The sequence below is a fragment of the Bradyrhizobium sp. AUGA SZCCT0222 genome, assembly GCF_018130205.1.
Lineage (GTDB): Bacteria > Pseudomonadota > Alphaproteobacteria > Rhizobiales > Xanthobacteraceae > Bradyrhizobium.
This window is the reverse complement of record NZ_JAFCLX010000025.1, coordinates 1-25,376: the sequence shown is the minus strand read 5'-3', so window position 1 is coordinate 25,376 and position 25,376 is coordinate 1. Positions and strand designations below refer to the sequence as shown.

Here is a 25,376-nt window from a genome sequence, read left to right as displayed (position 1 = left end):
ACAGTTGAGGATGAGTCGCAGACCCGACCTTGTCTGAGCGCGACGCTTCAGCGGTCTGGCGCCGTTTCCAGAAGAAGCCATTCCCGGAAGGCAACAAGTGGCGGATGGGACGCCCGGTCGGTCGGCCAGACCAGATAATAGGCCTCGGCGCTTTTCATCGGCAGATCGAGGGCGCGCACCAGCTTGCCGGTGCTCAACTCCTCCTCGATGAGAAATTCGGGAAGCAGCGCGACGCCGAGCCCGGAAATCGCCGCCTGGGAAGCGGTGGCGAACTGGTCCAGCAGCATGCCATGGACGGCATGGGCATCCACGCCGTGCTGTGTCAGCCATTGTTCCCAGGCGTCGGGGCGCGTCGTCAGGTGCAGAAGAGGGGCCTTCCGCAGGTCGCTTGCTTGCTTGAAACCATAACGCTCCCGCAACTCGGCGCTGCAGGCGGGGATCACGGTCTCCGACCGCAGCAACGCCAGTTCACCCCCTTGCCATTCCGGGCGCCCGAAATGGATCGCGGCGTCGACGGGCTCCAGCCTGAAGTCGAAATTCGATAGCCGCGTGACCAGGTTGATGGTGATGCCTGGGTTGCCCGCGAGAAATTTGGGAAGCCGCGGCGCCAGCCATCTGGTGCCGAAAGTCGGCAGGATCGCCAGCGTCAGCGTGCCGCCGAACGGATTGGCGCGCAGATTGAGCGACGCCGTGCTGATCTTGCGCAGCGCGTCGCGTATCTCGCGGGCATAGGCGTCGCCGCCCACGGTCAGGCGGATGGTTTGCCGCTCGCGATGAAACAGCTCGACCTCGAGCTGCTCTTCGAGCGCCTTGACCTGACGGCTCACCGCGCCTTGCGTCAGCGACAGCTCTTTTGCCGCGGCCGTGATGCTTCCGGTCCGCGCCGCCGCTTCAAAGGCGGACAGCAGAGGCAGCGAAGGCAAAAAGCGGCGTGGGCCCTGCACGTCATTCTCCAGCCGAATGAGGTCTTGATCAAACATGACTTGGCCCGGCGCCGCTGGCAACGCTAGATTACCACCCGGCCTCGCAGTCACGCAGTCGGCATGTCTTCAAACGGTCGGCATCTTACTTGCCGAATTGGAATGAACCAGTCAACGCGCCTCGAAAAGCCAGACCTTGCGGGCGGCAACAGACGAGGACGTCGCAGACGATGCTAGATAACGCCAGATCCCACGGTCTCTGGGAATTGACCGCACCGGCGGCGCCTGAAACGGCTGAGTTACGCGGATCGATCAAGGTCGATACTGCCATCATCGGTGGTGGATATACCGGTCTCTCGGCCGCTCTCCATCTCGCCGAGGGCGGCGCCAACGTCGCATTGCTGGAGGCGGTGGAGATCGGCTTTGGCGGGGCCGGCCGGAACGTCGGCCTGGTCAATGCCGGTATGTGGGTGATGCCGGACGTGCTGCCCGACATGCTCGGCGGCGATTACGGCGAGCGTCTTCTCGGATTGCTGGGCGACGCCCCGAAGCTTGTGTTCGATCTCATCGACCGTCATCGCATCGAATGCGAAGTCGAGCGTGCCGGCACGCTGCATTGCGCCGTCGGCCTCAAAGGGATGAAGGAACTGGAGGCGCGCGCAGCTCAGTGGAGCCGCCGCGGCGCGCCGGTGGAGTTGCTGAACGCCGCTGACACCGAAGCGAAAATTGGCTCCTCGGCTTACGCCGGATCGCTGTGGGATCGGCGCGCGGGCACGATCCAACCCCTGGCCTATGCGCGGGGTCTTGCTCGCATCGCTTTGAATGCCGGCGCGAAGATATTCACCCGTAGCGCAGTTATCTCCGCCGCGCGAATTGGCGGCAAATGGAAGCTGCAAACCGCTGATGGCAGCGTCGTCGCCGATCGCGTCATCGTGGCGACCGATGCCTATGCGACGGGCCCTTGGTCCGAAGTTACGATGGAGCAGGTCCACCTGCCTTATTTCAACTTTGCCACCCAGCCGCTGTCCGACAACATCCGTGCGTCCATTCTTCCCGAACGGCAGGGGGCCTGGGACACCAATGAAGTGCTGAGTTCGTTTCGTTTCGATCGTGCCGGCCGCCTCGTGTTCGGAAGCTGTGGCGCGCTGCGTGGGACCGGTGCGGCGGTTCACCGATCCTGGGCAAAGCGGGCGCTCAAGAAGCTTTTCCCGCAAATCGGCGACGTCAGATTCGAATCTGAATGGTACGGCCTGATCGGAATGACCGACGATAACCTGCCGCGATTCCACAAGCTCGCTGAAAACGTGATCGGCTTCAGCGGCTACAACGGGCGCGGCATTGCGCCCGGCACGACCTTCGGACGCCTGTTGGCGCTCCACGCGCTTGGACAACTCGACGAGAAAGATCTGCCGCTGCCGGCGTCGTCGCCGACCAAGCCCAACTTCCGGAACGCCAAATCGGCCTACTACGAGGTCGGGGCACAGCTCCTTCATCTGGTCCAGGCGCGGCGGTAGGTCCCGCCATCGGATTTCGGAATTCCGGACAATAGCAAAAAGATCACATCGGAAATTAGTTGACGATAGGAAACTTTTGATCAAAGGTGGACGCGCGGTCTGGATCTAACCTGGCTCTCCAATCTGGGATCCAGACCTAGCAGGGGACAGGCATGACGGATGGCGCCGTTTACGCTCTGGAGACACGCGGCCTCAGCCGCGAGTTCGGCGGCTTCTTCGCCGTCAATGGCGTCAACTTCCGCCTTGCCCGCAACAGCATGCACGCCGTCATCGGCCCCAACGGGGCCGGCAAGACCACCCTGTTCAACCTTCTGACGAAATACCTTCCGCCTTCGGCCGGTACGATCCTGCACGACGGCCATGACGTCACCCGCCTCAGCATGCCGGCGATGGCCAAGCGCAGCGTGGTGCGCTCCTTCCAGATCTCGGCAGTGTTCGCCGGGCTGACCGTCCGCGAGAACGTCGAACTCGCTTTGCTGCCTGAGCATGGTCTCGCCTGGAATCTGCTCGGCCGGATTTCGCGCCATCGTGGTGTGCTGGATCGCGCCGATGCGTTGCTCGCGCGCTTCGGCCTGTCGGAATATGCCGAGACGATGGCCGGCAGTCTTTCCTATGGCCGCAAGCGCGTGCTCGAACTAGCGACGACGCTTGCGCTCGAACCCAAGGTGTTGCTGCTCGACGAGCCGATGGCGGGGCTCGGTCACGAAGATATCGGGCGCGTGACGCAATTGATCCGCGAGGCCGGCCGGGGCCGCACGGTGCTGCTGGTCGAGCACAACATGAATGTGGTCGCCGAACTCGCCGACACGATCACCGTGATGGTGCGCGGCGAAGTGCTGGCGGAAGGAAGCTATGCGGAGGTCTCCTCGCGCGCCGACGTGATGGCCGCCTATACGGGGCAGGCGCATGCCTGAGATCCTCACGGTCGGCAACCTCGAGGCCTGGTACGGCGAGTCCAAGGTCCTGCACGGAATGGATTTCAGTGTCAGGGCGGGCGAAGTGGTGACGCTGCTCGGCCGCAACGGCGCCGGCAAGACCACAACGCTGAAGGCGATCATGGGCCTGCTCGACAAGCGTTCGGGTTCGATCGCGCTCAACGGCCGTGAGATCATCGGCGCCGCGCCCTATGACATCGCGCGCAAGGGTATCGCTTTCTGCCCGGAGGAGCGCGGCATCTTTGCGAGCCTGAGCGTGCGCGAAAACCTGCTGCTGCCGCCGAAGGTCGCTGCCGGCGGCATGACGGTCGCGCAGATCCTTGAGCTGTTTCCGAACCTGAAGGAGCGGCTCGACAGCCAGGGCACGAAGCTGTCCGGCGGCGAGCAGCAGATGCTGGCGCTCGGGCGCATTCTGCATACCGGCGCGCGCATCCTGCTGCTCGACGAGCCGACCGAGGGCCTGGCTCCCGTCATCATCCGCCAGATCGGCCGCACCATCACCGAACTGAAGACGCTCGGCTTCACCATTCTCCTGGTCGAGCAGAATGTCGGCTTCGCCGCCGGTCTCGCCGACCGGCACTACATCGTGGAGCTCGGTCGCATCGTCGAGGAAATCCCGGGTGCGGCGTTCGAAGGCAGGCTCGGTTCGCTCAAAAGCTATCTCGGACTCTGACCGAAAGGGCATCATGACCACGATCCTTGGCGTCCCTTCCGCGGTCCTCTATGGCCAGCTCCTGCTCGGGCTGATCAACGGCGCCTTCTACGCCATGCTGAGCCTCGGCCTCGCGGTGATCTTCGGCATGATGAACATCGTGAACTTCGCCCACGGGGCGCAGTACATGATGGGCGCGATGGGCGCATGGTTTCTGCTCAATTATCTCGGCATCGGCTATTGGTGGGCGCTGATCCTGGCTCCGCTCGCCGTCGGCGCGATCGGCATCGTGATCGAGATGCTGCTGTTGCGACGCCTTTACAAGCTCGACCATCTCTACGGCATGCTGCTCACCTTCGGTCTCGCCTTGATGGTGCAGGGCATGTTCAGCGACTGGTTCGGCTCTTCGGGCCAGCCCTATTCGATTCCGCAGGCGCTGATGGGTGGCAGCCATCTCGGCTTCATGTTCCTGCCGAACTACCGGGCCTGGGTGATCGCCGCTTCGGTCGTGATCTGCCTCGGCACCTGGTACGTTGTCGAGCGGACCAAGCTTGGCGCCTATCTGCGCGCCGCGACCGAAAACCCGATGCTGGTTCAGGCTTTCGGTATCCGCGTCCCGCGCATGATCACGCTGACCTACGGCGCCGGCGTTGCGCTTGCCGCACTGGCTGGCGTTCTGGCCGCGCCGATCTACCAGGTCAGCCCGCTGATGGGAGCGGATCTCTTGATCGTCGTCTTTGCGGTGGTGGTGATCGGTGGCATGGGCTCGATCATGGGCTCGATCCTGACCGGCTTCCTCGTCGGTATCATCGAGGGCCTGACCAAGGCCTTCTATCCCGAAGCCTCGACGACGGTTGTCTTCGTGGTGATGGCGGTGGTGCTGCTGATCCGCCCGGCGGGGCTGTTCGGATCGAAGCCCGAGGCCGCGCAGGGGCAACCGCAGTCGAGCCTGTCGGCGCCGGCGCCGTCAGCGCGTACGCAAACCCTGATCTTCCTGACGGTCGCCGCCTGCCTCGCGGCCGCGCCGATCGTCGTTTATCCCGGCTTCATGATGAAGGCGATGATCTTCGCCCTGTTCGCCTGCGCCTTCAACCTGGTCGCCGGCTATGGCCGGCTGGTCTCGTTCGGCCACGCCATGTTCCTGGGCTCCGCCGGCTATGTCTGCGGCCATGTGGCGAAGACCTGGGGGCTGCCCCCTGAACTCGCCATTCTGGCCGGAACGGCAACCGCGGCCGTGCTTGGCTTTGTCTCGGGCTGGCTCGCCATCCGCCGCAGCGGCATCTACTTCGCCATGGTGACGCTGGCTTTCGCGCAGATGGTCTATTTCGTCGCGCTGCAGGCGCCCTTCACCGGCGGCGAGGACGGGCTGCAGGCGATTCCGCGTGGCATGCTGTTCGGCCTGATCGACCTTTCGCGGCCGGCGAACCTTTACACGTTCGTGCTGGCGATATTTCTCGGCGGCTTCTTCCTGATCATGCGCCTGGTCGGCTCGCCGTTCGGGCGCGTGCTGAAGGCGATCAGCGATCACGACGCCCGCGCGCAGTCGCTCGGCTTTGATACGAGCCGCTACAAGCTCGTTGCCTTCACGCTCTCGGCGGCGCTGGCGGGGCTTGCGGGTTCGACCAAGGCGATCGTCAGCCAGATCGCCAGCCTGACCGACGTGCACTGGTCGATGTCGGGCGAAGTATTGCTGATGACGTTTCTCGGCGGCGTCGGCACGCTCTACGGCCCACTCGTCGGCGCCTTCATCGTCGTCGCCATGCAGAACTATCTGGCGGCATTCGGACAATGGGTCACCGTCATTCACGGCCTGATCTTCGTCGTCTGCGTGCTCGCCTTCCGGCGCGGCATCGTCGGCGAACTGATCGAGTTCTGGCATCGCCGGCGCCGGGCACCAGCGGCGACACAAGCCGTACTTCGCAAAGTGGCCGTCGCGACGAAGGAATGAGACGTCTCGATAAGAAACTTCGTCATCCGGGGAAGTGGAACAGGACCGAACCAAACCCCGCTCGGAAGAGCGGATCCGACAACAGGGGATAGATCATGCGAAAGATGCCTTCCAGACTCTTGTGTGGTGTAGCCGCCGCGCTCTGCCTCGGCGCCATCACCGGCCAGGCCGCAGCCCAGGTCAGCGACGACGTCGTCAAGATCGGCGTGCTGACCGACATGTCCGGCCAGTATTCCGACCTTAACGGGCCAGGCTCGCTGCTGGCGGCGCAGATGGCGGCAGCGGATTTCGGCGGCAAGGTTCTGGGCAAGCCGATCGAAATCATCGGCGCCGACCATCTTCAGAAGGCCGACGTCGGCGTCGGCATTGCCCGGCGCTGGATCGAGAACGAGAAGGTCGACGCGATCTCAGACGTCACCAACAGCGCCATCGCGCTTGCGGTACAGCAGTTGACGCGCGAGACCAGCCGCGTGGCGCTGTTCGCGTCGCCCGGCACGACGGACCTGACCGGCAAGCAGTGTTCGCCCACCGGCTTTCACTGGGTCTACGACAATTATTCAAACGCGGTCGGACCGCTGAAGGCGCTGATCGACAAGGGCAACGATACGTTCTTTATCGTTACCGCCGATTTCGCCTTCGGGCATTCGCTCGAGAAGATCGCGAGCGAAGCGATCAAGGCGAATGGCGGCAAGGTCCTGGGTAACGTCCGCCATCCCTTCGGCGCAGCCGATCTCTCGTCTTTCCTGCTGCCGGCGCAGGCATCGAAGGCGAAGGTCATCCTGCTTGCCACCGCCGGCAAGGATATGACGACGGCGATCAAGCAGGCCAACGAGTTCGGCATCATCGCGGGCGGGCAGGCCATCGCCGCGCCGGTCGTGTTCATTACGGATGTCAACGCCCTCGGCCTGCCGACCGCGCAGGGCATCTCGTTTGTCGAGGGTTTCTACTGGGACCAGAACGACGAGACGCGCGCCTTCGCCAAGCGCTTCTTCGAGACCCGCAAGGCCATGCCGACGTCGGTGCAGGCCGGCGTCTATTCGTCGATCACGCACTATCTCAAGGCGATCCAGGCCGCGGGCACCGATGAGGCCAAGGCCGTCGCCGCCAAGATGCGCGAGCTGCCGGTCAACGACTTCTTCGCCAAGGACGGCAAGGTGCGCGAGGACGGCCGCATGGTCCACAACATGCTGCTGGTCCAGGTCAAGAAACCTTCCGAATCGAAGCAGCCATGGGACTACTATAATGTCCTGGCTACCGTTCCCGGCGAGCAGGCCTTCCAGTCTCTTGCCCAAAGCGAATGTCCGCTCGTCAAGAAGTGAGGCAAGGTCCCGGCGGCGACGGCCGCCGCCGGGACCTTACTTCCGCGATAAAAAAGGGAGAGAGCCGCGATGAAGAAGACTGCGACGCGATCGTCGCTGAGGGAGGCCACGGCAACAGTGGTTGTACCGGCCCGCTTCTCGGCCGACGCCGCGCCGGCCGAGGGAAGCGATGACCTCGGTCACAGGTTGAAGCGGTTACGGATCGACAAGGGGTGGACTTTGAAAGAGGTCAGCGAGCGCACCGGCGTCGCGCGCTCGACCCTGTCGAAGATCGAGAACGGCCAGATGTCGCCGACCTACGACGTGCTGCAGAAGATCACGCGCGGCGTCGATCTCGACATCGTCGAGCTGTTCGATCAGCGCCGCCAGAATGCGCCGTTCGGCCGTCGCAGCGTCACGCGCACCGGCGAGGGCAAGCCGCACCGCACCGACACCTATGATTACGAGGTGTTGGCGACCGACCTTTCGCAAAAGCATATCCTGCCATTCAAGGCGCGGATCAGGGCGCGCAGCCTCGACGAGTTCCCCGGCTGGGTGCGTCACGAGGGCGAGGAGTTCCTGTGCGTTTTGTCCGGCTCTGTCCAGGTCTTCACGGAATTCTACGCCCCCGTCACGCTCGCGGTTGGCGACAGCACCTATTTCGACAGCAAGATGGGCCACGCCATCGTGTCGATCAGCAAGGAAGATGCCGAGGTCATCTGGATATGCACCGGCATCACCGCACTCTCATGATATTGTAGGACAGGAATAAACCCGATGCTGCGCAGCTACTCCGCTGCCGACGTCCATGCCGCGCTCGGCTATCCCGAGCTGATCGAGGCATTGCGCGAGGCTTTCAAGCGCGACGGCGAGCCGATGCCGTTGCGGCAGGCCTATGAAGTCGGCGTCGATGGAGCGCCGGCGCGTCTTCTGACGATGCCGGCCTGGATCCGCGGCGAAGCCGTCGGCGTCAAGCTCGTCACGGTGTTTCCGCAAAATGCCGAGCGCGGTCTCGGTGCGGTGTCGTCGCTTTATTTCCTGCTCGACGGCCAGACCGGCCAGCCGCGCGCGACGATCGACGGCGAGGCGCTGACCAATCGCCGCACGGCCGCTGCGTCAGCGCTCGCATCCAGCTATCTGTCGCGCGCGGACAGCCGCACGCTGCTTATCGTCGGAACCGGCCATGTCGCGCGTCATCTCGCCGCCGCTCACCGCGCTGTGCGTCCGATCGAGAAGGTGATGGTATGGGGACGCAATCCGGAGCGCGCGCGGGCTCTGGCCGACACGCTTGTCCGGCAGGGCGCGAACGCAGTTCCGGTGACTGACCTTGACCTGGCCTTGCCGCAGGCCGACATCGTGAGCTGCGCCACGACGTCGACCGAGCCACTGGTCAAAGGCGCGCTGCTGCGGCCTGGAACCCATCTCGACCTGGTCGGTGCCTTTACGCCGCAGATGCGCGAAAGCGATGACGCGGCCATTTTGCGCTGCCGCGTCTTCATCGATACCTATCCTGGCGCGCTCGCCGAAGCAGGAGACCTGCTGCAACCGATCGCCGCCGGCCGCTGGAGCGCCGACAGGATCTGCGGCGATCTGCATGAACTGACAAGTGGCGCGAAAGCCGGCCGCCTTGACCGCGACGAAATCACCCTGTTCAAATCGGTCGGCGCGGCGATCGAGGATCTTGCGGCCGCGAGCCTGCTGGTGAACGAGGCCAATCCGAACTCACGCGCGCAGCCTCCCGAGTGAGGGTGTGCGGCAACGAGGCCTGACCATGTCGACGCAGGAAAAGCCTGGCTTCTGCACGCTCTGCCGCTCCCGCTGCGGCACGATCAACGTCGTCGAGGATGACAGGCTCGTCGCGGTACGACCGAACCCGGCGCACCCAACCGGCAAGGCGCTATGCCCAAAGGGCAGGGCCGCGCCGGAGATCGCGCATTCGGCCCGCCGCCTGAAGACGCCATTGCGACGCACCGCGCCGAAGGGCGCCGCCGATCCCGCCTTCGTGCCGATTCCCTGGGACGAGGCGCTGACCGAGATCGCCGAGCGGCTGGGGCGCTACCGGGAAGAGAGTGGGGCGGAATCGGTTGCGTTCGCGGTAACCTCCGGCTCTTCGTCGTCGACATCAGACAGCCTCGACTGGATCCAGCGCTTCATCCGCGGCTTCGGCAGCCCGAACAATTGCTTCTCAACGGAGATCTGCAATTGGCACAAGGACCACGCCCACGCCTTCACCTTCGGGTGCGGTCTGCCCACGGCGGATTATCGCAACTCCGAACTGATCCTGCTCTGGGGGCACAACCCCGCCAATGTCTGGCTTGCCCAGGCAGAAGCAATCAGCGCCGCGCGGGCGAGGGGCGCCAGGCTTGCGGTGATCGATCCGCGCCGGACCGGTTCAGCGCGCGATGCCGATCTGTGGCTGCGTATCCGCCCGGGCACCGATGCGGCGCTGGCGCTCGGTCTTGCGCGCTGGCTCATCGTCAACCGCGCCTACGACGCCGACTTCGTGCGGCACTGGACCAATGCGACCTTCCTGATCCGCGATAGCGACGGTTGCTTCCTGCGCCCCGGCGATATCGGCCTTGAAGGCGGCGGCTTTCTGGTCTGGGACGCGGTCGCGGGCAAAGCAGTGCCGGCCGAGGGCGGGCTCGCGGCTGCCGCGCTCGAAGGATGCTTCGATGTGAGCGGCCCTCAGGGCCCGATCGCCTGCCGCACCGGTTTCGATCACTATGTCGCGGCAGCCGAACCCTACGATCCCGCGACGGTCGAGCGCATCACCGGCATCCCGGCGGCGCAAGTTGAGGAACTCGCGGCTGCGATCTCGAAGGCATCATCGGTCTGCTATCACGGCTGGACCGGCCTCGGACAGCACACCAATGCCTCCCAGACCGAACGCGCGGTCGCAACGCTCTATGCATTGACCGGCCATTTCGATGCGCCGGGCGGCAATGTCAGGATGCCGAGCCTTCCGGTGCCGTCGCTGCATTCCATGGCGATGATCCCGCCGGAGGCGCGCGCACGCACGCTCGGACTGTCGGCGCGGCCGCTCGGGCCGCCGGCCGACGGCTGGATCACCTCCAGCGATTTCTACGACGCGGCGCTGACAGCAAAACCCTACCGCGTGCGCGCGCTGTTCGCGTTCGGCTCCAATTTGCTGGTGTCGCATCCGGCGCCGGAGCGCGGGCGCGAGGCGCTGAAGGCGCTCGACTTCCAGGTCCATTGCGATCTGTTCCTGAACCCGACAGCCGAGATGGCTGATATCGTGCTGCCGGTGTCGAGCCCGTGGGAGCATGAGGCATTGCGCCTCGGCTTCGAAATCTCGCCCGAGGCGCAGGAATTGGTGCAACTCCGTCCGCAGATGATTCCGCGGCAGGGCGAGGCCCGTTCGGATATGTGGATCGTCTTCCAGCTCGCCAAGCGGCTTGGCATGAGCGAACTGTTCTTTGGCGGCGATGTCGAGAAGGGGTTTGAGCATCTGCTCGCCCCCCTTGGCCTCGATCTCGAAACGCTGCGGGCCAGGCCCGAAGGCATTCGCGTGCCGCTCAAGCATGGCCATCGCAAATACCAGACGACCGGCTTCGCCACGCAGACCGGCAAGGCCGAACTCTATTCGGAACTGCTGCATCGCCATGGCTACCCGGCGGTACCGCGTTTCATCGAGCCGGCCGAGCGCCGCGATGACGCGTTTCCGCTGACGCTGTTTTCCGCCAATAGCGGTTATTTCTGCCACAGCCAGCATCGCGGCATCAACGCGCTGCGCCGCAAGCGCGCCGAGCCGACCGCCGAGATCCATCCCGAACTCGCCCGCCGCAAGAATATCCTGGAGGGCGACTGGATGTTGGTGCGCAGTCGCAAGGGCACGATCCGGATCCGCGCCGCTTTCAACGACGCGCTCGCGCAAGACGTGGTGGCGAGCGATTACGGCTGGTGGCAGCCTGCGCCGGATCTCGGCCTGCCGGGCTATCTGCCGGACGAGACGCGGCCTGTCGGCGCCAGTTTCAACGCCATCATCTCGGAACGCGGGCGCGATCCGCTCAGCGGATCGCTGGCGCTGCGTTCCTTTACCTGCGACGTCGAACGTGACGAGAGCACCGCCTGGCAGGGCTGGCGCTCATTCGTCGTTGCGGAGCGCCGCGAGGAATCTGCCGATGTGGTGGGGCTGACATTGCGGCCGGTCGACGGTGGGGCGCTTCCGGCATTCCGGCCAGGCCAATATGTCGGCGTCCGGATTGGCGAGGCGATCCGCTCGTATTCGCTGACCGGGGCAGCGATCCCGGCACCCGATGCCTATCGTATCGGTGTCAGGCACATCGAGGGCGGGCAGGTGTCGACGGCGATCAGGCACGATCTCGCACCTGATGACACCGTCGAATTGCAGTCGCCGAAGGGTGGCTTCGTGCTGCCGCTGCGCAACGAGTTTCCGGTCGTCCTGATTGCCGGCGGCATCGGCATCACGCCGTTCCTGTCCTATCTCGATACGCTCGAGGGCGCCGCCGAGGAGCCGCAGGTCACGCTGCATTATGGCTGCCGGGATGGCGCAAGCCGCCCGTTCCATCATCGGCTCGAAGCGCTGCGGCAGCGCCTGCCGAATCTCACGCTGGTCACGCATCTGACCCGCCCACGGAGCGGCGACCGTTTTGATCGGCTCGGCCGGTTCACCGTGTCGGATATCGACGCGGAATTGCTGCGCAAGCGCGCGCGCATCTACATGTGCGCATCCGATGCGATGATGGAAGAGGTAGCCGCAGGCCTGCAGGCGCGCGGCGTGCCGGTCTTCGAGATTTTCAAGGAGCGCTTCCGCTCGCCCCCGCCGCCTGCGCTCGATGGCCTCATGTCGCGCCAAATTCATTTTGCCCGCTCTGGACGCACATTGAACTGGTCGCCGCAGGCGCCGCTGGCCAGCATTCTCGCGGTGGCCGAAAGCGCGGGCATTGCGATTCCAAGCGGCTGCCGTGTCGGCCAATGCGAGAGCTGCGCCGTTCCGGTAAAGACCGGCGAGGTTCGCCATCTCGTCGATTGTTCGGAGTTGGATGAGGGGCATTGCCTGACATGTCAGGCCGTTCCACTTTCCGATCTCGTCATCGACGCATGACTCACGAGCAAGACCGACGCCTCCGATCATCAGCGCATCCTTTGGCTGATTGAGCAAGTTGCTCGCCACTCCTGCGATATGGTGGGGGTCTTCAAGGCCAATGCGCCGCCGCGCTCCGGTCGATTGCGCCATACACCACCATACACTGACCAGCCGGGCTCGAGCGCGAGCGCTCCCCCGCAATAAAATCCCTGCACCCGGCCCCCCTTTCATCAAAGCGACACATATGTCATTATAGAAATACAAATGATCGAAGCTGGGTTTTAAAGCGCCGGCTCACTGGACCGCTGAGGGAGGATCACCCGTGAAGAAGATTGCATTCATTGCGGCATTGTTCGGGGTTTTGGCGTTGGCCGCGCCCGCTCAGGCGGCGCGTGTCGAGGTGCAATGGTGGCACGCCATGAGCGGCGTACTGGGCGAACGGCTCAGCGAACTGGTCGAGAAATTCAACGCATCGCAGGATAAATATACCGTCGTGGCGGTCGCCAAGGGAAATTACGACGAAGTGACCAATGGCGTGATCGCGGCCTATCGTGCCAAGCGGCCGCCGGAAATGGTGCAGATCGCCGAACGTGGCTACATGACCATGCTGCTGTCCGGCGCCGTGGTGCCGGTGCAGGAACTTCTGGACCAGAAGGGCTACAAGGTCGACTTCTCCGACTTCATCAAGCCGGTGGCGAGTTTCTGGAGCTACAAGGGCCGCATGTCGGCGATGCCCTTCAATTCCTCGACGCCGATCTTCTGGTACAACAAGGACCACTTCCAGAAAGCCGGCTTCGACAAGCCGGCCGAGACCTGGCAGGAGCTGGAGACCCAGCTCTACGCCATCAAGGCCAAGGGCGTCAGTGAGTGTGGCACGGTGCTGCCGGGCGACTTCTTCTGGAGCCTGCTGGAAAACTACAGTGCCATCAACAACCAGCCCTACGGAACGTTGGCCAACGGCTTCGACGGACTCGGCACCGAATTCGTCTACAACAAGACCAAGGTGGTCTCGCAAGTAACGCGTCTGAAAAAATGGCTCGATGATGGCGTCATGCAGATCGCTGGTCAGGGCTTTAGCCCGGAACAATTGTTCACCTCCGGACGCTGCTCGACCTTCGTCAATTCGACCGCGTCGCACGGCAATATCGAACGCAACGCCAAGATCAACTGGAGCGCCACCTTCCTGCCGCACGAGAGCGATATCAATCCTCCGCTCAACAGCACCATTGGCGGTGGCGCCATCTGGGTGATGAAGGGGCACACGCCGGAACGTTACGACGCGGTCGCGGCCTTCCTCGATTTCGTTGCCCAGGCGGAGACGCAGGTGTGGTGGCATGGCGTGACCGGATATGTCCCGGCGACCAACAAGGCCTATGCGCTGGCGCGCGAGCGCGGCTACTATAAGGATCATCCGACACGCGAGATCGCGGTGCTGCAACTCTCGCGCGGTACACCCAACGACAATTCGCGCGGCTTCCGCTTTGGCAATTTCGTGCAGACGATGCTGGCGCAGCGCAGCGAGGTGGAAGCGGTGTTCACCGGCCAGAAACAGCCGCAGCAGGCGATGGACGATGCCGTCAAGCGCGGCAACGAGATCCTGCGCCAGTTCGAGAAGCTCAACGCCGGAAAAGGCACCGAGTGGGCCCCCGAAGCGAAATGAAGGCAAGTAGCCCGATCGCAACTTCGCCGATCTGGCCGGAAGCGCCGGCAGACCGACCTTCCGGCTTGACCAGATCGCAGCACAAGTCGCCCGGCGAACCTGCCGCCGGGCGTAGTGTAGCGACGGAACGGGCCGGTAAGGCGCGGGCGCCCAAGCGTGGCCAGCCTGATCGGGAACCCGGACTGAAGCGAGCGAATTTCGGCCGCGGCGCCGGCCTGCCGACGCTATTGCTGCTGCCGCAGGTGTTGATCCTGCTGTTCTTCTTCTTCATCCCGTCGCTGCGGGCGCTGACGCAGTCCGTCCTGTTGAGCGATCCGTTCGGCACCACCGTCCATTTCGTGTGGTTCGACAACTTCAAGACGCTGTTTGCGAGCGGCGAGTATCGCCAATCGCTCGTGACGACGGCCTGGTTCACGGTGGCGCAGAACGTGATTACGCTGGCGATTGCCGTCGTTCTGGCATTCGCCACCGACCGGGTGGTGCGCGCGCGGTCGGTCTACCGGACGCTCATCCTGCTGCCCTATGCGATCGCGCCCGCGATCGCCGGCATCCTGTGGGCGTTCCTGTTCAATCCGGTCGTTGGCCCGCTCGCACACATGTTGCACGCGCTCGGGATTTCCTGGGATCCCAATCGCAATCCGAACGACGCGCTGTGGCTCGTGATCATGGCCGCGTCATGGAAGCACATCTGCTACGACTACATCTTCCTTGTGGTCGGCCTGTTGGCGGTGCCGGTCTCGCTGATGGAAGCCGCCGCCGTCGACGGCGCCGGGCCGATACGGCGGTTCTTTCTCATCGCGCTGCCGATGCTCGGGCCGACTATCTTTTTTCTCGCCGTGATGAATTTTATCTACGGCTTCTTCGAAACCTTCGCGATCATCGATGCCGTCACCCATGGCGGGCCGGCCGGCGCGACCAACATCCTGGTCTACAAGGTCTTCGTCGATGGCTTCATCAACCTCGACCTCGGCTCCTCGGCGGCGCAGTCGGTGCTGTTGATGACCTTCGCGCTGATTTGCACGCTGCTGCAATTCCGCTATTTCGAACACAAGGTCAATTACGGGGTCTGACCGCATGGTGGAGCGCGCACCCATCCTCGACATGATCTGCCACGCGATCCTGATCGCCGGCGCGATGTTGGTGTGCGTGCCGCTCTACTTCGCGTTCGTCGCGGGCTCGCTGACGATCGCCGAGGTGCAGAAGGTGCCGCTGCCGTGGCTGCCGGGCGATCAGTTTTTTGCCAATCTGCAGACGGCCTGGGTAAAAGCCGACTTCAGCCGCAGCTTTCTCAATTCCATTGTGGTGGCACTCGGCATCACTGCCGGAAAGATCGTGGTGTCCTTGCTCTCCGCCTTCGCCATCACCTATTTCCGGTTCCGCTACCGGATGCTGGCGTTCTGGCTGATCTTCATGTCGCTGATGCTGCCGATCGAGGTGCGGATCGTGCCGACGTTCGAGGCGGTGGCGAACGCCGCGCTGCCGCTGCAGTGGCTCGCCGATATGCTGCATGTTGCCGATCTCTGGAAATGGATCAGCGGCCACGATGTGGCGATCGCGCTGGAATGGAACATGGTCAACACCTATCCGGGGCTGATCCTGCCGCTGATCGCGTCCGCCACTGCGACCTTCCTGTTCCGACAGTTCTTCCTCACCGTGCCGGATGAGTTATGCGAGGCGGCAAGGCTCGATGGCGCGTCCCCGCTGCGATTCTTCTGGAGCATCCTGCTGCCGCTGTCGGTCTCGAACATCGTCGCGCTCGCGATTATCCTGTTCCTGTTCGGCTGGAACCAGTATCTGTGGCCGCTGCTGTTCACCACCGACAAGGACATGGCGACCGCCGTGATCGCTCTGAAGAACCTGATCCCGCGCGCCGACAGCGAGCCGGCCTGGAACATCGCCATGAGCGGCGCGCTGCTCGTGATGCTGCCGCCAACGCTGGTGATTCTGCTGTTGCAGCGCTGGTTCCTCAAAGGGCTCGTTGACAGCAGTAAATAGGGGACCCATCATGGTTTTTATCGCTGGACACCGCGGCGCCCGCGACCTTTGGCCGGAGAACAGCCTGCTCGGCTTTCGCAATCTGCGTGGACTTGGTGTTGACGCGGTCGAGTTCGATATTCATCAGAGCGTCGATGGTTCGCTGGTCGTCATCCACGATCCGCTGCTCGATCGCACGGCGCATGACACCGGGCCGGTCGGCGTTCGGACGCTGAAACAATTGACTGCCATCCCTCTGCGCGAGGCCGGCGAAGAATGCATCCCAACGCTCGATGCCGTGCTCGACGTGTACCGCGACTCACCGCTCGAGCTTCACATCGAAATCAAGACCGACGCCTTCGGCAATCCCTATCCGGGAATCGAAGGGCGGCTCATCGAGGCGGTCAAGCGGCGCGGGCTGGAACAGCGCGCGGTGCTCACCTGCTTTGTCCCTGACGTGATCGCGACGTTGCGGAGACTGTCGCCGCAGGCGCGGGTGCTGGCCTCGCTGGACCGCAGGTCGGCGGAAATGATGGGCGGCATCTCGCCGGCGTTCGACCGTCTCGCCGCGATACCCGATTGCATCGTGGCGGTCGAGAAGTCGCTGCTGACGCTGACCCTGCCGCTGGCGCTGAAAGTCTTCGGTCGCGAACGGCTCGGTGCCTGGGTGACGAACGAGCCGCAGGATATCGCCCACTGGCTCGCCCAGCCGGTGCGGCAGATCACCACCGATCGGCCCGATCTCGCCGTGAATATCAGGCGCGAACTGACGTCCACGTCTGCGCCGTCATGAGCGGCATCACGATCCCGCGCCGGCGATTCCTCGCAGGCTCACTGGCCAGTGCCGCGATGGCCGCGCCATTCGGGATCGTGCGCGGTGCGCCGGTGGCGTTCAACGCGGACCCGTACACGCTCGGCGTGGCCTCCGGCTGCCCGCACGAGGACCGCGTCATTTTGTGGACACGGCTCGCGCCCCGACCGCTCGAGGAGGGCGGCATGCCGCCTGCGCCGGTCGAGGTCGAGTGGCAGGTCGCGGAGGATGAAGGATTTGCGCGTATCGCCACGAAGGGCGTCGTGCAGGCGACGGCGGAGCTCGCGCATTCGGTGCATGCCGAGGCAACAGGCCTGCGGCCGGGCCGCGTCTACTGGTACCGGTTTCGCGCCGGTGCGGCGGTGAGCCCGGTCGGGCGTACCCGCACCGCGCCGGCCGGGGGCAACAGCCGCTTCCGCTTCGCCTTTGCCTCCTGCCAGCAGTACGAGCAGGGCTATTTCGCCGCGTATCGCGACATGGCGGCGCGCGATCTCGATCTGGTCGTGCATCTCGGCGATTATATCTACGAAAAGTCCTGGGGCTCGCGTCACGTACGTCAGCACGGCGTCGGGATTCCGACGTCGCTTGCCGAATTCCGCAATCGCTACGCACTCTACAAATCCGACGCCGACCTGCAGGCGGCGCACGCCGCCTTTCCGTGGTTGTCGATCTGGGACGACCACGAGGTCGCGGATGATTACGCCAATGACCGCTCCTACACGACGCGCGATCCGGAGCAGTTCATGAAAATCCGCGCTGCCGCCTATCAGGCCTATTACGAGCATATGCCGTTGCCGCCATCCGCCCGCCCGCGCGGGCCGAATGCGACCATCTACGAGCATTATCGTTTCGGCGACATGCTGGACATCATGCTGCTCGACGACCGGCAGTACCGTTCCGCGCCCGCCTGTGTGAAGGGAGGGCGCCCGACCACGGTGCCGGACTGTCCGGAACGAACCGAGGAGGAACGCTCCATGCTCGGGCGGCCGCAGGAGCGGTGGCTCGACGCACGTTTGCGCGACAGTCGCGGGCGTTGGACTGTCGTGGCGCAGCAGACTCTGATGGCCGAAGGCAAGCGCAAGGCGGACGACGGCAACCGCTTCTGGATGGATGGCTGGGACGGCTACCCCAATGCCCGCCGCCGGCTGCTCGATTCGATCGTGTCGCACAAATTGCGCAACCCGGTCGTCATCGGGGGCGACCGCCACGCTTACTTTGCCGCCGATCTCAAGCGCGATTATTCGCAGCCGCATGAAGCGACCATCGCGACCGAATTCGTCGGCACCTCGATCTCTTCCGAGGGGCCGAGCGAGAGCAGCCTGGCCAAGGCGCTCGTCGACAATCCGGCCCTGACCTATGCGCGGGACGACAAGCGTGGCTATGCGACCGTCGAACTCGATGCGCGATCGTGCACGGTCGGTTTCGAGGCGCTCGACGACGTCAAGGACGTGAGCAGCGGTGTGCGCCGGCTCGCGACCTTCGTGGTCGAGGATGGTGCGCCCGGCGTGAAGGCAGCCTGATGCCGATATCCGCCAGGACGGATTTGATGGCGCTGATGCGCGGCGCCGAGCCGGTGGTGGCGGAGGCGGCCGCGACGCTGGTCGCGATGCAGCGCGCGCCGCTTGCGACCGCACGCAAGGAACTACGTGACATCGTCACCGACGCCGACCTTGCCGCGGAAAGGATCGTGATCGATGGATTGAGATCGCTGACACCAGGGGCGGCGATCCTGTCGGAGGAGCGAGGCTTCAGCGGCAACGCAAGCGGACCGCGCTGGATCGTCGACCCGCTGGACGGCACCGTGAATTACGCCTCCGGGCTGCCGTGGTATTCGGTCAGTGCGGCCTACCATGATGGCGATGAGGCGTTGGTCGGTCTGGTTCAATCGCCGCTGGCCGATGTCTGCGCCCGCTACGTGCAGGGCGCGCTTGCCACCGTGAACGGCGAACCCGTGCGGGTGTCGAGCACGCGGTCGCTTTCCGATGCGGTGGTATCGGTGATCTTGACCTCGCATTATCAACCCGACGAGGTGCGGATGGCCGCTGCCATCATCGAGCGGCTCGGCTCGGCGGTTCGCGGCGTCCGCATCGTGGTCTCGGGCGCGCTCGAGATGACATGGATCGCCGCCGGTCGGCTCGACGCCTTCGTGTCGATCAAGGCCGATCTCGTCTCGCACGCCGCCGCGATGCCGCTGGTGCGCGCAGCGGGCGGACGCGTGACCACGATCGCAGGCGAGGCTTCGCAGTTTGACGATTTGCAAAAGATCGCCTCAAATGGTCACATCCATGACGAGCTTTTGCGGTTGCTCGAGGAGATTGCGCTTTGAGTGACCAGACCATCCTGCGGGTCGCCTGGCTCTATTACATGGAGAACCTGACCCAGGCCGAGATCGGCGAGCGGCTCGGACTGACGCGGGCGCGCGTCAACCGCATGCTTTCGGAGGCGCGGCACAGCGGCATCGTGAGTATCAGGCTGAACTCGGCGTTCGCAAGCTGTACCGAGCTCGAACATCAGTTGCGGCAGCAATGCGGGCTCGACGACGCGGTGGTGATCCCGAGTCCGGAAAATCCCGAACTGGTGGCAAGCCTGATCGGAATGGCGGCGGGTGCCTATTTGTCGAAATTCCTGGAAGAGAAGAAGCCACTCACCATCGGCATCGGCTGGGGTGCGACCTTGCGCGAAACCATCCGCCATGTGACGCCCGCGGAGTATCCGGATCTGTGGATCGTCTCGATGATGGGCGGGCTCTCACGCGGGCTCGAACTCAACACTTTCGAGATCGCGGGCGAACTTGCGCGTCGGCTGCACGCCAAGTGCAGCTATCTGGCGGCCCCGATCTATGCCAGCAGCCGGCGCTCGCGTGACACCTTCATGGCACAGGAGGTCTATGCGGAGGTGTTGGACCGCGTCGAGCGGATCGATCTTGCGCTGCTGAGCATGGGCGACCTCTCGCCGCGTTCGCTCCTGGTGCGGCACGGGCTGCCGCCCGATGTCGGCATCGAGGATCTGCGCGCCGCCGGCGCCGTCGGTGACGTGCTCGGCCAGTATCTCGAGCAGTCCGGCCGGCAGATCAACCACGGCATCAATTCGCGCGCCATCGCATTGCCGATCGAGAAGCTGGCACGGGCGCCGACCGTGATGCTGATTGCGGGCGGGACCAACAAGGTGCCGGTCATCGCGGCGGCGCTGCAGGGGCGGATCGGCAAAGTGCTGGTGACGGATGAGAAGGCCGCCGCCGGCGCGCTCAAGCTGATCGGCAAGCGGCGGTGAGCATGTTTCCCATTGCGGGAGCAAGACCCACGTTTAGATGGGCTGAGCGATCTGGTTCGACAAGCCGCGAACTTGAATCCGGACATGTGCCAGTGCTACGCGCGGCCCAATCGCAGCGGTCGAAATGATCGCTACAGCATCGGCTCGAACTGGCAGTGGACCAGCAGTTCGGAGACCGAGGCGTTATTCGGCAGCATGAGAGCGGTTTCGACCAGCTGGGCGATGTCGCCCGGCTGACTCATCGTTTCCTCAGCGTCGCTAATGTTGCGACGTGAATTGGGAAAGAATGCTTCCAGCGAAACTGCATTGTCCGAATCCGATGCGGTTGAGTGAAGCCGCGCGGGCACCCGGCACGAACACCGTCGCTTTGATGCCGTGCCGGTCGAGCAGCCCGAACAGCCGCTCGCACCCGTACTCGATCAGTTTCTCGGCGATCGCGACCCGGGCCGGCGAACCCGAACCGCAACCGACGCGGGATGGACGGTCAAGTTGAAAGAGCCACCCTTGTGGGTTGCCACGGTGTGTACTCGGTTCGCGTGTGCATCAAGAATGCAAAATGCGACGATTTGGCTTCCAACCGGAGCGGCCATGACCCTGGAAAAAGCGGCGTAGACAGACTTGCTCACGCCGCGGCCCCCATGATGGATTGGAGCGAGAGTCCAATCTTTTCAATTGGTTGGAAGTCGATATTTGCACGATATATGCACCGGGAGATCACGGAAGTCCGGTCGCTTCAGCCGCTATTTCCGCGAAGCCTATGGCGTTAGCCCCTTCGCCGTGGCTCGAAAGGGCGCGCCGTGATGACGGGTCGGGATCGAATGCATTGCATTGCATTCGCTTTCTGCGCGAGTCATTGAAGGGCGGGGGGCTGACAACATCCTGTACGAGTGTCCGTCGGAACCCGGAATCTGCTGGCTGGGTGTGACGTCCGGATGAACATAGTTGCCGATGCTCGTAACGTGACTGCGGACGCAGTGGACGGCTATCGTCCCGCATTCCCGGTATCGCTGCTCTCCTTCATCCTGGTCGCCAAATTCCTCGGCGTGCCGGCCGATCCGGCCCAGATCGCCCATGACCACGGCGCGCCGGGTGAGGGCTACCGCCTGGAAGACCTGGCCCGGATCGCCAAGCGCCTGAACATCGTCGCCAAGATCAAGCCTTGCGCAGTCGCGGAACTCCACAAGGTGCCTTTGCCGGCGCTCGCCGAATTGAAGGACGGCGAGGCCGCCATCCTGCTCAAGATCGACCAGCAGCCGGACGGAACGCGCTTTTTGATCCAGCGCGGCGATGGCGACCGCCCGGAAGTGTGGTCGGCGGAGGATTTCGACGGCAAATATGCCGGACGCTTGCTGCTCATGACGACGCGCGAGCTGATGGCCGGCGCCACCCGTCCCTTCGACATCAGCTGGTTCATTCCCGCCCTCGTGAAATATCGCGGCGCGCTGCGCGACGTGCTGATCGGATCCTTCTTCCTGCAGCTGATGGGGCTGATCTCGCCGATCTTCTTCCAGCTCGTCATCGACAAGGTGCTGGTCCATCAGTCGCTGACGACGCTCGACGTGCTGGCGATCGGGCTGGCGGCCGTGCTGATTTTCGAAACCGGGCTGTCGGCGCTGCGCAACTGGCTGTTCGCGCACACCACCAACCGCGTCGACAGCGAGCTTTCGGCACGGCTGTTCCGGCACCTGCTCAACCTGCCGCTGTCCTATTTCGAGGCCCGCCGCGTCGGCGACAGCGTCGCCCGCGTGCGCGAACTCGATCGTATCAGGGAATTCCTCACCTCGAACGCCGTCACCGTCGTGATCGACCTGTTCTTCACGATCGTCTTTTTCGCTGTCATGTATGCCTACAGCCCGTTGCTGACGCTGATCGTCACGCTGTCGATCCCGCTCTATCTCGCCATCTCCATCATCATCACGCCGCCACTGCGCGCCCGGCTCGACGAGAAGTTCCGCCGCGGGGCGGAGAATCAGTCCTTCCTGGTCGAAACCGTCACCGGCATCGGCACGCTGAAGGCGATGGCGGTCGAGCCGCAGATGCGGGCGAAATGGGAGAAGCAGTTCGCGGGCTATACCGCCACCGGATTTCAGGTGGCCACGCTGGCGAACTGGGGCAGCCATCTCATCCAGCTGGTCTCCAAGCTGACCACGGTCGCTATCCTGTTTTTCGGCGCGAAGGCGGTGATTGCCGGCGACCTTTCCGTCGGCTCGCTGGTTGCCTTCAACATGCTTTCGGGGCGCGTCGCGCAGCCGATCCTGCGCCTCTCCCAGCTCTGGCAGGATTTCCAGCAGGTCCGCATCTCGGTGGACCGGCTCGGCGACGTGCTGAACGTGCCGGCCGAGCCCGACCACAATCCCAACCGGGCAAGCCTTCCCCCGATCAAGGGCGCCGTCAGCTTCGATCGGGTTCGTTTCCGCTATCGTCCCGATGCGCCCGAAGCGCTGCGCGGCGTCTCGCTGTCGGTCCAGGCCGGCGAGATGCTCGGCGTCGTCGGGCCCTCCGGCTCGGGCAAGTCGACGCTCACCAAGCTGGTGCAGCGTCTCTATGTTCCGGAGCAGGGCAGGGTGCTGGTCGACGGCGTCGATCTTGCCCTGGTCGATCCGGCCTGGCTGCGGCGGCAGATCGGCGTCGTGCTGCAGGAGAACATCCTGTTCAACCGCTCGGTGCGCGAGAACATCGCGCTGGTCGATACCACCCTGCCGATGGAGCGCGTCATCGCCGCCGCCCAGCTCGCCGGCGCGCATGACTTCATCCTCGCCCTCTCGCATGGCTACGACACCGTGATCGACGAACGCGGCGGCAACCTCTCGGGCGGGCAGCGCCAGCGCATCGCGATTGCGCGGGCGCTGATCGGCAATCCGCGCATCCTGATCCTCGACGAGGCGACCAGCGCGCTGGACGCCGAGAGCGAGGAAGTCATCCAGCATAACCTCGCCGGCATCGCCCGCGGCCGCACCGTCATCATCATCGCCCATCGCCTCTCCGCCGTCCGCAAGTGCGACCGCATCGTCACCGTCGAGGCCGGCGAGATCACCGAAATCGGCGATCATGCGACGCTGCTGCAATCGGGGGGCCGCTACGCGCAGCTCTACACCAAGCAAATGGGGCTCGGCACATGATGGCGTGGCTGGCCGGTCGTTTTCCGACGCTCGCCAAGCATTGGGCGGTGCTGCGGACGAGCTGGGGCATGCAGAACGAGGCCGATCGCAACAAGCGGCCGATCTCCGATCACGAATTCCTGCCCGCAGCCCTCGAGATCATGGAGAAGCCGGCGAGCCCCGGCCTGCGCATGCTGCTGCTGATGACCTGTGCCTTCTTCACGGCGGGTCTCGTCTGGTCGATCATCGGCACCGTCGACGTCGTGGCCGTGGCGAGCGGCAAGATCATCCCGTCCAGCAAGGTGAAGACCATCCAGCCGATGGAAATCGGCCAGGTGCGCGCCATCCATGTCACCAACGGCCAGCATGTCGAGGAGGGCCAGCCGCTGGTCGAACTCGACCCGACGCTGGCGACGGCCGATGAGTCGCAGGCGCGCCAGAACCTGCTGGCGTCGAGGCTGGTGCATGCCCGCAACGCGGCGCTGCTCGCCTATCTCGACGGTCATCCGACCAGCTTCGCCGCGCCGGAAGACGCACCACCCGCAACCGTCGCGGTCGAGGAGCAGTTCGTCCGCACCAGCATCGCGGAATACGAGGCGCAGATCGCCAGCCTGCGCCAGCAGATCGCGCAGCGCGCGGCTGAACTGGCGTCCACCGAAGTCGAAATCCACAAGCTCCGGCTCACGCTCCCGCTGGTCGACCAGTCGCTCGAAGCCCGCAGGAAGCTCACCGACCAGGGCAATTACGCGCGCCTGAAGCTGCTCGAATACGAGCAGCAGCGCATCGAACACATCCAGAATATCGACGTGCAGCTTGCCAATACGGTGAAGGCGCGGGCGGCGATGAGCTCGCTGGAGGCCGAGATCCGCAAGCTGCGCGAGACTTTTGGCAAGACCGCGGTGAGCGAACTGGTCCAGGCCCGCGACAAGGCGCAGCTCGCGGCCGAGGAATTGCGCAAGACCACGCGCCGCCGCGAGTTCCTGCAGCTGCGCGCGCCGGTCACTGGTACGGTGCAGCAGCTCGCCGTCACCACCATCGGCGGCGTGGTGCAGCCGGCGCAGGCCCTGATGATCATCGTCCCTGATGGTGCCGAGATCGAGGTCGAGGCCCATGTCCTCAACAAGGACATCGGCTTTATCCGCGAAGGCCAGCCGGTGCGGGTCAAGCTGGAGGCGTTCCCCTTCACCGACCATGGCCTCGTGCCTGGGATCGTCGAGGGCATCAGCCGCGATGCGATCGACCTGTCGCAATCGCAATCGAACGGACCGCAGCGCGACGAGAAGAACCGGCCGATCCAGCCCGGCCTCGTCTATGCCGCCCGCATCCGCCTGCTGGAGACCAGCATCCGCGTCCGCGACCGCAAGCAGGCGCTCGGCCCCGGGCTCTCGGTGCAGGCCGAGATCAAGACCGGCCAGCGGCGGGTCATCCAGTATCTGCTCTCGCCGATCATGCAGGCCCTCGACGAAGCGGGCAGGGAGCGGTGAGGGGGGTGATGAAGTCGCCATCTCTCACGTCGTCCCGGCGAAGGCCGGGACCCATACCGCGTGATCTCTCGATGAAGCTCGGTAACAGAGACCGCTCGCAAAACTTCTCCCTGTGGTTATGGGTCCCGGATCGCGCTTCGCTTGTCCGGGACGACGAGGATATGTGGCCGCGATCTCGCGACGCATTGCGCCCGAGCTTTGCCAGTAACCTTCCCGCCCTCTGCAAACAGAGGGCGCAGGGAATGCCGGATGCGCGCTGCACCCGCGGTCTCGTGTGCGGATTGTGCTAAGTAGGCTGCACACGAGCATACAGGGCAGCGGAGAACATCCGACATTCCCTGCGCAATGGCTTTACGGCTTATAACGCGCTCTCCCCGGAGACGAGTTCTCGATTGACTCCGTCGCCCCTAATCGGCTTTTGGCCTCTCAGGAACTTGACGCCAGCAACGGGCGCCAGGACCACGCGTCTTCGCCGTACGCCTCTGTCGCGTTACGTCTCCGCAACATCGGCGTCCACCGCAACCCGCCCAACGTCCGTGACGACGGCCGACGCCCTCTGAGTGGGACGGGATGGGCAAACATATGCACCTGATTGGAGTTCTGGTAAACAGAAATATTTTTTGTTTTGGGGCTTGACACAATTTCCGTAAATCGGAAGTGATTTGCCCGTCGAGGCTGGGCAAGAAACTCGGCTTTTTCGCGAGTTGATGTACGATTCTGATCATGACGAATCGCCCATTC

At 64.2% G+C, this 25,376-nt stretch carries 18 protein-coding genes and 1 pseudogene; 18 read left to right on the top strand and 1 reads right to left on the bottom strand.

From position 1 onward, the window contains the following. Nucleotides 1-47: 47 nt before the first annotated feature. A complete protein-coding gene (locus JQ629_RS21565) occupies nucleotides 48-980 on the bottom strand; it encodes a LysR family transcriptional regulator (RefSeq protein WP_212414379.1) in 933 nt (310 codons plus the stop codon). A gap of 170 nt (nucleotides 981-1,150) precedes the next feature. Between JQ629_RS21565 and JQ629_RS21560 the strand changes: the two genes are divergently transcribed. The 18 genes and pseudogenes from JQ629_RS21560 (at nucleotide 1,151) to JQ629_RS21480 (ending at nucleotide 24,635) form a co-directional block, all read left to right on the top strand. Continuing rightward, the gene (locus JQ629_RS21560; RefSeq protein ID WP_212414378.1) at nucleotides 1,151-2,434 is read left to right on the top strand and encodes an NAD(P)/FAD-dependent oxidoreductase; all 1,284 of its coding nucleotides are present in this window, start codon (nucleotides 1,151-1,153) and stop codon (nucleotides 2,432-2,434) included. A gap of 152 nt (nucleotides 2,435-2,586) precedes the next feature. Then, nucleotides 2,587-3,348, top strand: a complete 762-nt coding sequence (locus tag JQ629_RS21555; protein ID WP_212414377.1) for an ABC transporter ATP-binding protein — start codon at nucleotides 2,587-2,589, stop codon at nucleotides 3,346-3,348. Beyond that, nucleotides 3,341-4,042: an ABC transporter ATP-binding protein gene (locus tag JQ629_RS21550; protein ID WP_212414376.1), complete on the top strand. Its 702-nt coding sequence runs from the start codon at nucleotides 3,341-3,343 to the stop codon at nucleotides 4,040-4,042. The genes JQ629_RS21555 and JQ629_RS21550 overlap by 8 nt, the downstream gene beginning before the upstream one ends. Nucleotides 4,043-4,055: 13 nt before the next feature. After that, nucleotides 4,056-4,931: pseudogene (locus JQ629_RS37770) on the top strand (branched-chain amino acid ABC transporter permease); the annotation flags it as partial. A 138-nt stretch (nucleotides 4,932-5,069) separates the two neighbouring features. Beyond that, nucleotides 5,070-5,969, top strand: a complete 900-nt coding sequence (locus JQ629_RS37765; protein WP_312012323.1) for a branched-chain amino acid ABC transporter permease — start codon at nucleotides 5,070-5,072, stop codon at nucleotides 5,967-5,969. Between the two features lie 95 nt (nucleotides 5,970-6,064). Next, nucleotides 6,065-7,288 carry an ABC transporter substrate-binding protein gene (locus JQ629_RS21540; protein WP_212414374.1) on the top strand — a complete coding sequence of 408 codons (1,224 nt, stop codon included), beginning with the start codon at nucleotides 6,065-6,067 and terminating at the stop codon, nucleotides 7,286-7,288. 69 nt (nucleotides 7,289-7,357) lie between these two features. Beyond that, the gene (locus JQ629_RS21535; RefSeq protein WP_212269148.1) at nucleotides 7,358-8,020 is read left to right on the top strand and encodes a helix-turn-helix domain-containing protein; all 663 of its coding nucleotides are present in this window, start codon (nucleotides 7,358-7,360) and stop codon (nucleotides 8,018-8,020) included. A 24-nt stretch (nucleotides 8,021-8,044) separates the two neighbouring features. After that, a complete protein-coding gene (lhpI, locus tag JQ629_RS21530) occupies nucleotides 8,045-9,013 on the top strand; it encodes a bifunctional Delta(1)-pyrroline-2-carboxylate/Delta(1)-piperideine-2-carboxylate reductase (protein ID WP_349631300.1) in 969 nt (322 codons plus the stop codon). A gap of 25 nt (nucleotides 9,014-9,038) precedes the next feature. Continuing rightward, nucleotides 9,039-12,356: a molybdopterin-dependent oxidoreductase gene (locus JQ629_RS21525; protein ID WP_212414373.1), complete on the top strand. Its 3,318-nt coding sequence runs from the start codon at nucleotides 9,039-9,041 to the stop codon at nucleotides 12,354-12,356. Nucleotides 12,357-12,660: 304 nt separating this feature from the next. Then, nucleotides 12,661-13,998, top strand: coding sequence for an extracellular solute-binding protein (locus JQ629_RS21520; protein WP_349631299.1), 1,338 nt, complete (start codon nucleotides 12,661-12,663; stop codon nucleotides 13,996-13,998). Next, nucleotides 13,995-15,068, top strand: a complete 1,074-nt coding sequence (locus tag JQ629_RS21515) for an ABC transporter permease subunit (protein ID WP_212414372.1) — start codon at nucleotides 13,995-13,997, stop codon at nucleotides 15,066-15,068. Before JQ629_RS21520 ends, JQ629_RS21515 begins: the two co-directional genes overlap by 4 nt. A 4-nt stretch (nucleotides 15,069-15,072) precedes the next feature. Then, nucleotides 15,073-15,993 carry an ABC transporter permease subunit gene (locus JQ629_RS21510; RefSeq protein WP_212414371.1) on the top strand — a complete coding sequence of 307 codons (921 nt, stop codon included), beginning with the start codon at nucleotides 15,073-15,075 and terminating at the stop codon, nucleotides 15,991-15,993. Between the two features lie 10 nt (nucleotides 15,994-16,003). Further along, nucleotides 16,004-16,765, top strand: a complete 762-nt coding sequence (locus JQ629_RS21505; RefSeq protein WP_212414370.1) for a glycerophosphodiester phosphodiesterase family protein — start codon at nucleotides 16,004-16,006, stop codon at nucleotides 16,763-16,765. After that, nucleotides 16,762-18,303, top strand: coding sequence for an alkaline phosphatase D family protein (locus JQ629_RS21500; protein ID WP_212414369.1), 1,542 nt, complete (start codon nucleotides 16,762-16,764; stop codon nucleotides 18,301-18,303). The genes JQ629_RS21505 and JQ629_RS21500 overlap by 4 nt, the downstream gene beginning before the upstream one ends. Further along, entirely contained in the window at nucleotides 18,303-19,109 is an 807-nt protein-coding gene (locus JQ629_RS21495; RefSeq protein ID WP_212414368.1) for an inositol monophosphatase family protein, read from the top strand. The genes JQ629_RS21500 and JQ629_RS21495 overlap by 1 nt, the downstream gene beginning before the upstream one ends. Next, nucleotides 19,106-20,053, top strand: a complete 948-nt coding sequence (locus JQ629_RS21490) for a sugar-binding transcriptional regulator (protein ID WP_212414367.1) — start codon at nucleotides 19,106-19,108, stop codon at nucleotides 20,051-20,053. Before JQ629_RS21495 ends, JQ629_RS21490 begins: the two co-directional genes overlap by 4 nt. Before the next feature lie 959 nt (nucleotides 20,054-21,012). Continuing rightward, nucleotides 21,013-23,172 (top strand): type I secretion system permease/ATPase, encoded by a 2,160-nt coding sequence (locus JQ629_RS21485; RefSeq protein ID WP_349631298.1) that lies wholly within the window; start codon nucleotides 21,013-21,015, stop codon nucleotides 23,170-23,172. Beyond that, entirely contained in the window at nucleotides 23,169-24,635 is a 1,467-nt protein-coding gene (locus tag JQ629_RS21480; protein WP_212414365.1) for an HlyD family type I secretion periplasmic adaptor subunit, read from the top strand. Before JQ629_RS21485 ends, JQ629_RS21480 begins: the two co-directional genes overlap by 4 nt. Nucleotides 24,636-25,376 lie beyond the last annotated feature (741 nt).

What these genes read in the sequence shown, in the direction of transcription:
- JQ629_RS21565 (WP_212414379.1), bottom strand. Translation starts at nt 980, where the DNA reads ATGTTTGATCAAGACCTCATTCGGCTGGAGAATGACGTGCAGGGCCCA.
- JQ629_RS21500 (WP_212414369.1), top strand. Translation starts at nt 16,762, where the DNA reads ATGAGCGGCATCACGATCCCGCGCCGGCGATTCCTCGCAGGCTCACTG.
- JQ629_RS21495 (WP_212414368.1), top strand. Translation starts at nt 18,303, where the DNA reads ATGCCGATATCCGCCAGGACGGATTTGATGGCGCTGATGCGCGGCGCC.
- JQ629_RS37765 (WP_312012323.1), top strand. Translation starts at nt 5,070, where the DNA reads ATGATGAAGGCGATGATCTTCGCCCTGTTCGCCTGCGCCTTCAACCTG.
- JQ629_RS21560 (WP_212414378.1), top strand. Translation starts at nt 1,151, where the DNA reads ATGCTAGATAACGCCAGATCCCACGGTCTCTGGGAATTGACCGCACCG.
- JQ629_RS21510 (WP_212414371.1), top strand. Translation starts at nt 15,073, where the DNA reads ATGGTGGAGCGCGCACCCATCCTCGACATGATCTGCCACGCGATCCTG.
- JQ629_RS21535 (WP_212269148.1), top strand. Translation starts at nt 7,358, where the DNA reads ATGAAGAAGACTGCGACGCGATCGTCGCTGAGGGAGGCCACGGCAACA.
- JQ629_RS21550 (WP_212414376.1), top strand. Translation starts at nt 3,341, where the DNA reads ATGCCTGAGATCCTCACGGTCGGCAACCTCGAGGCCTGGTACGGCGAG.
- JQ629_RS21480 (WP_212414365.1), top strand. Translation starts at nt 23,169, where the DNA reads ATGATGGCGTGGCTGGCCGGTCGTTTTCCGACGCTCGCCAAGCATTGG.
- lhpI (WP_349631300.1), top strand. Translation starts at nt 8,045, where the DNA reads ATGCTGCGCAGCTACTCCGCTGCCGACGTCCATGCCGCGCTCGGCTAT.
- JQ629_RS21540 (WP_212414374.1), top strand. Translation starts at nt 6,065, where the DNA reads ATGCGAAAGATGCCTTCCAGACTCTTGTGTGGTGTAGCCGCCGCGCTC.
- JQ629_RS21525 (WP_212414373.1), top strand. Translation starts at nt 9,039, where the DNA reads ATGTCGACGCAGGAAAAGCCTGGCTTCTGCACGCTCTGCCGCTCCCGC.
- JQ629_RS21555 (WP_212414377.1), top strand. Translation starts at nt 2,587, where the DNA reads ATGACGGATGGCGCCGTTTACGCTCTGGAGACACGCGGCCTCAGCCGC.
- JQ629_RS21505 (WP_212414370.1), top strand. Translation starts at nt 16,004, where the DNA reads ATGGTTTTTATCGCTGGACACCGCGGCGCCCGCGACCTTTGGCCGGAG.
- JQ629_RS21515 (WP_212414372.1), top strand. Translation starts at nt 13,995, where the DNA reads ATGAAGGCAAGTAGCCCGATCGCAACTTCGCCGATCTGGCCGGAAGCG.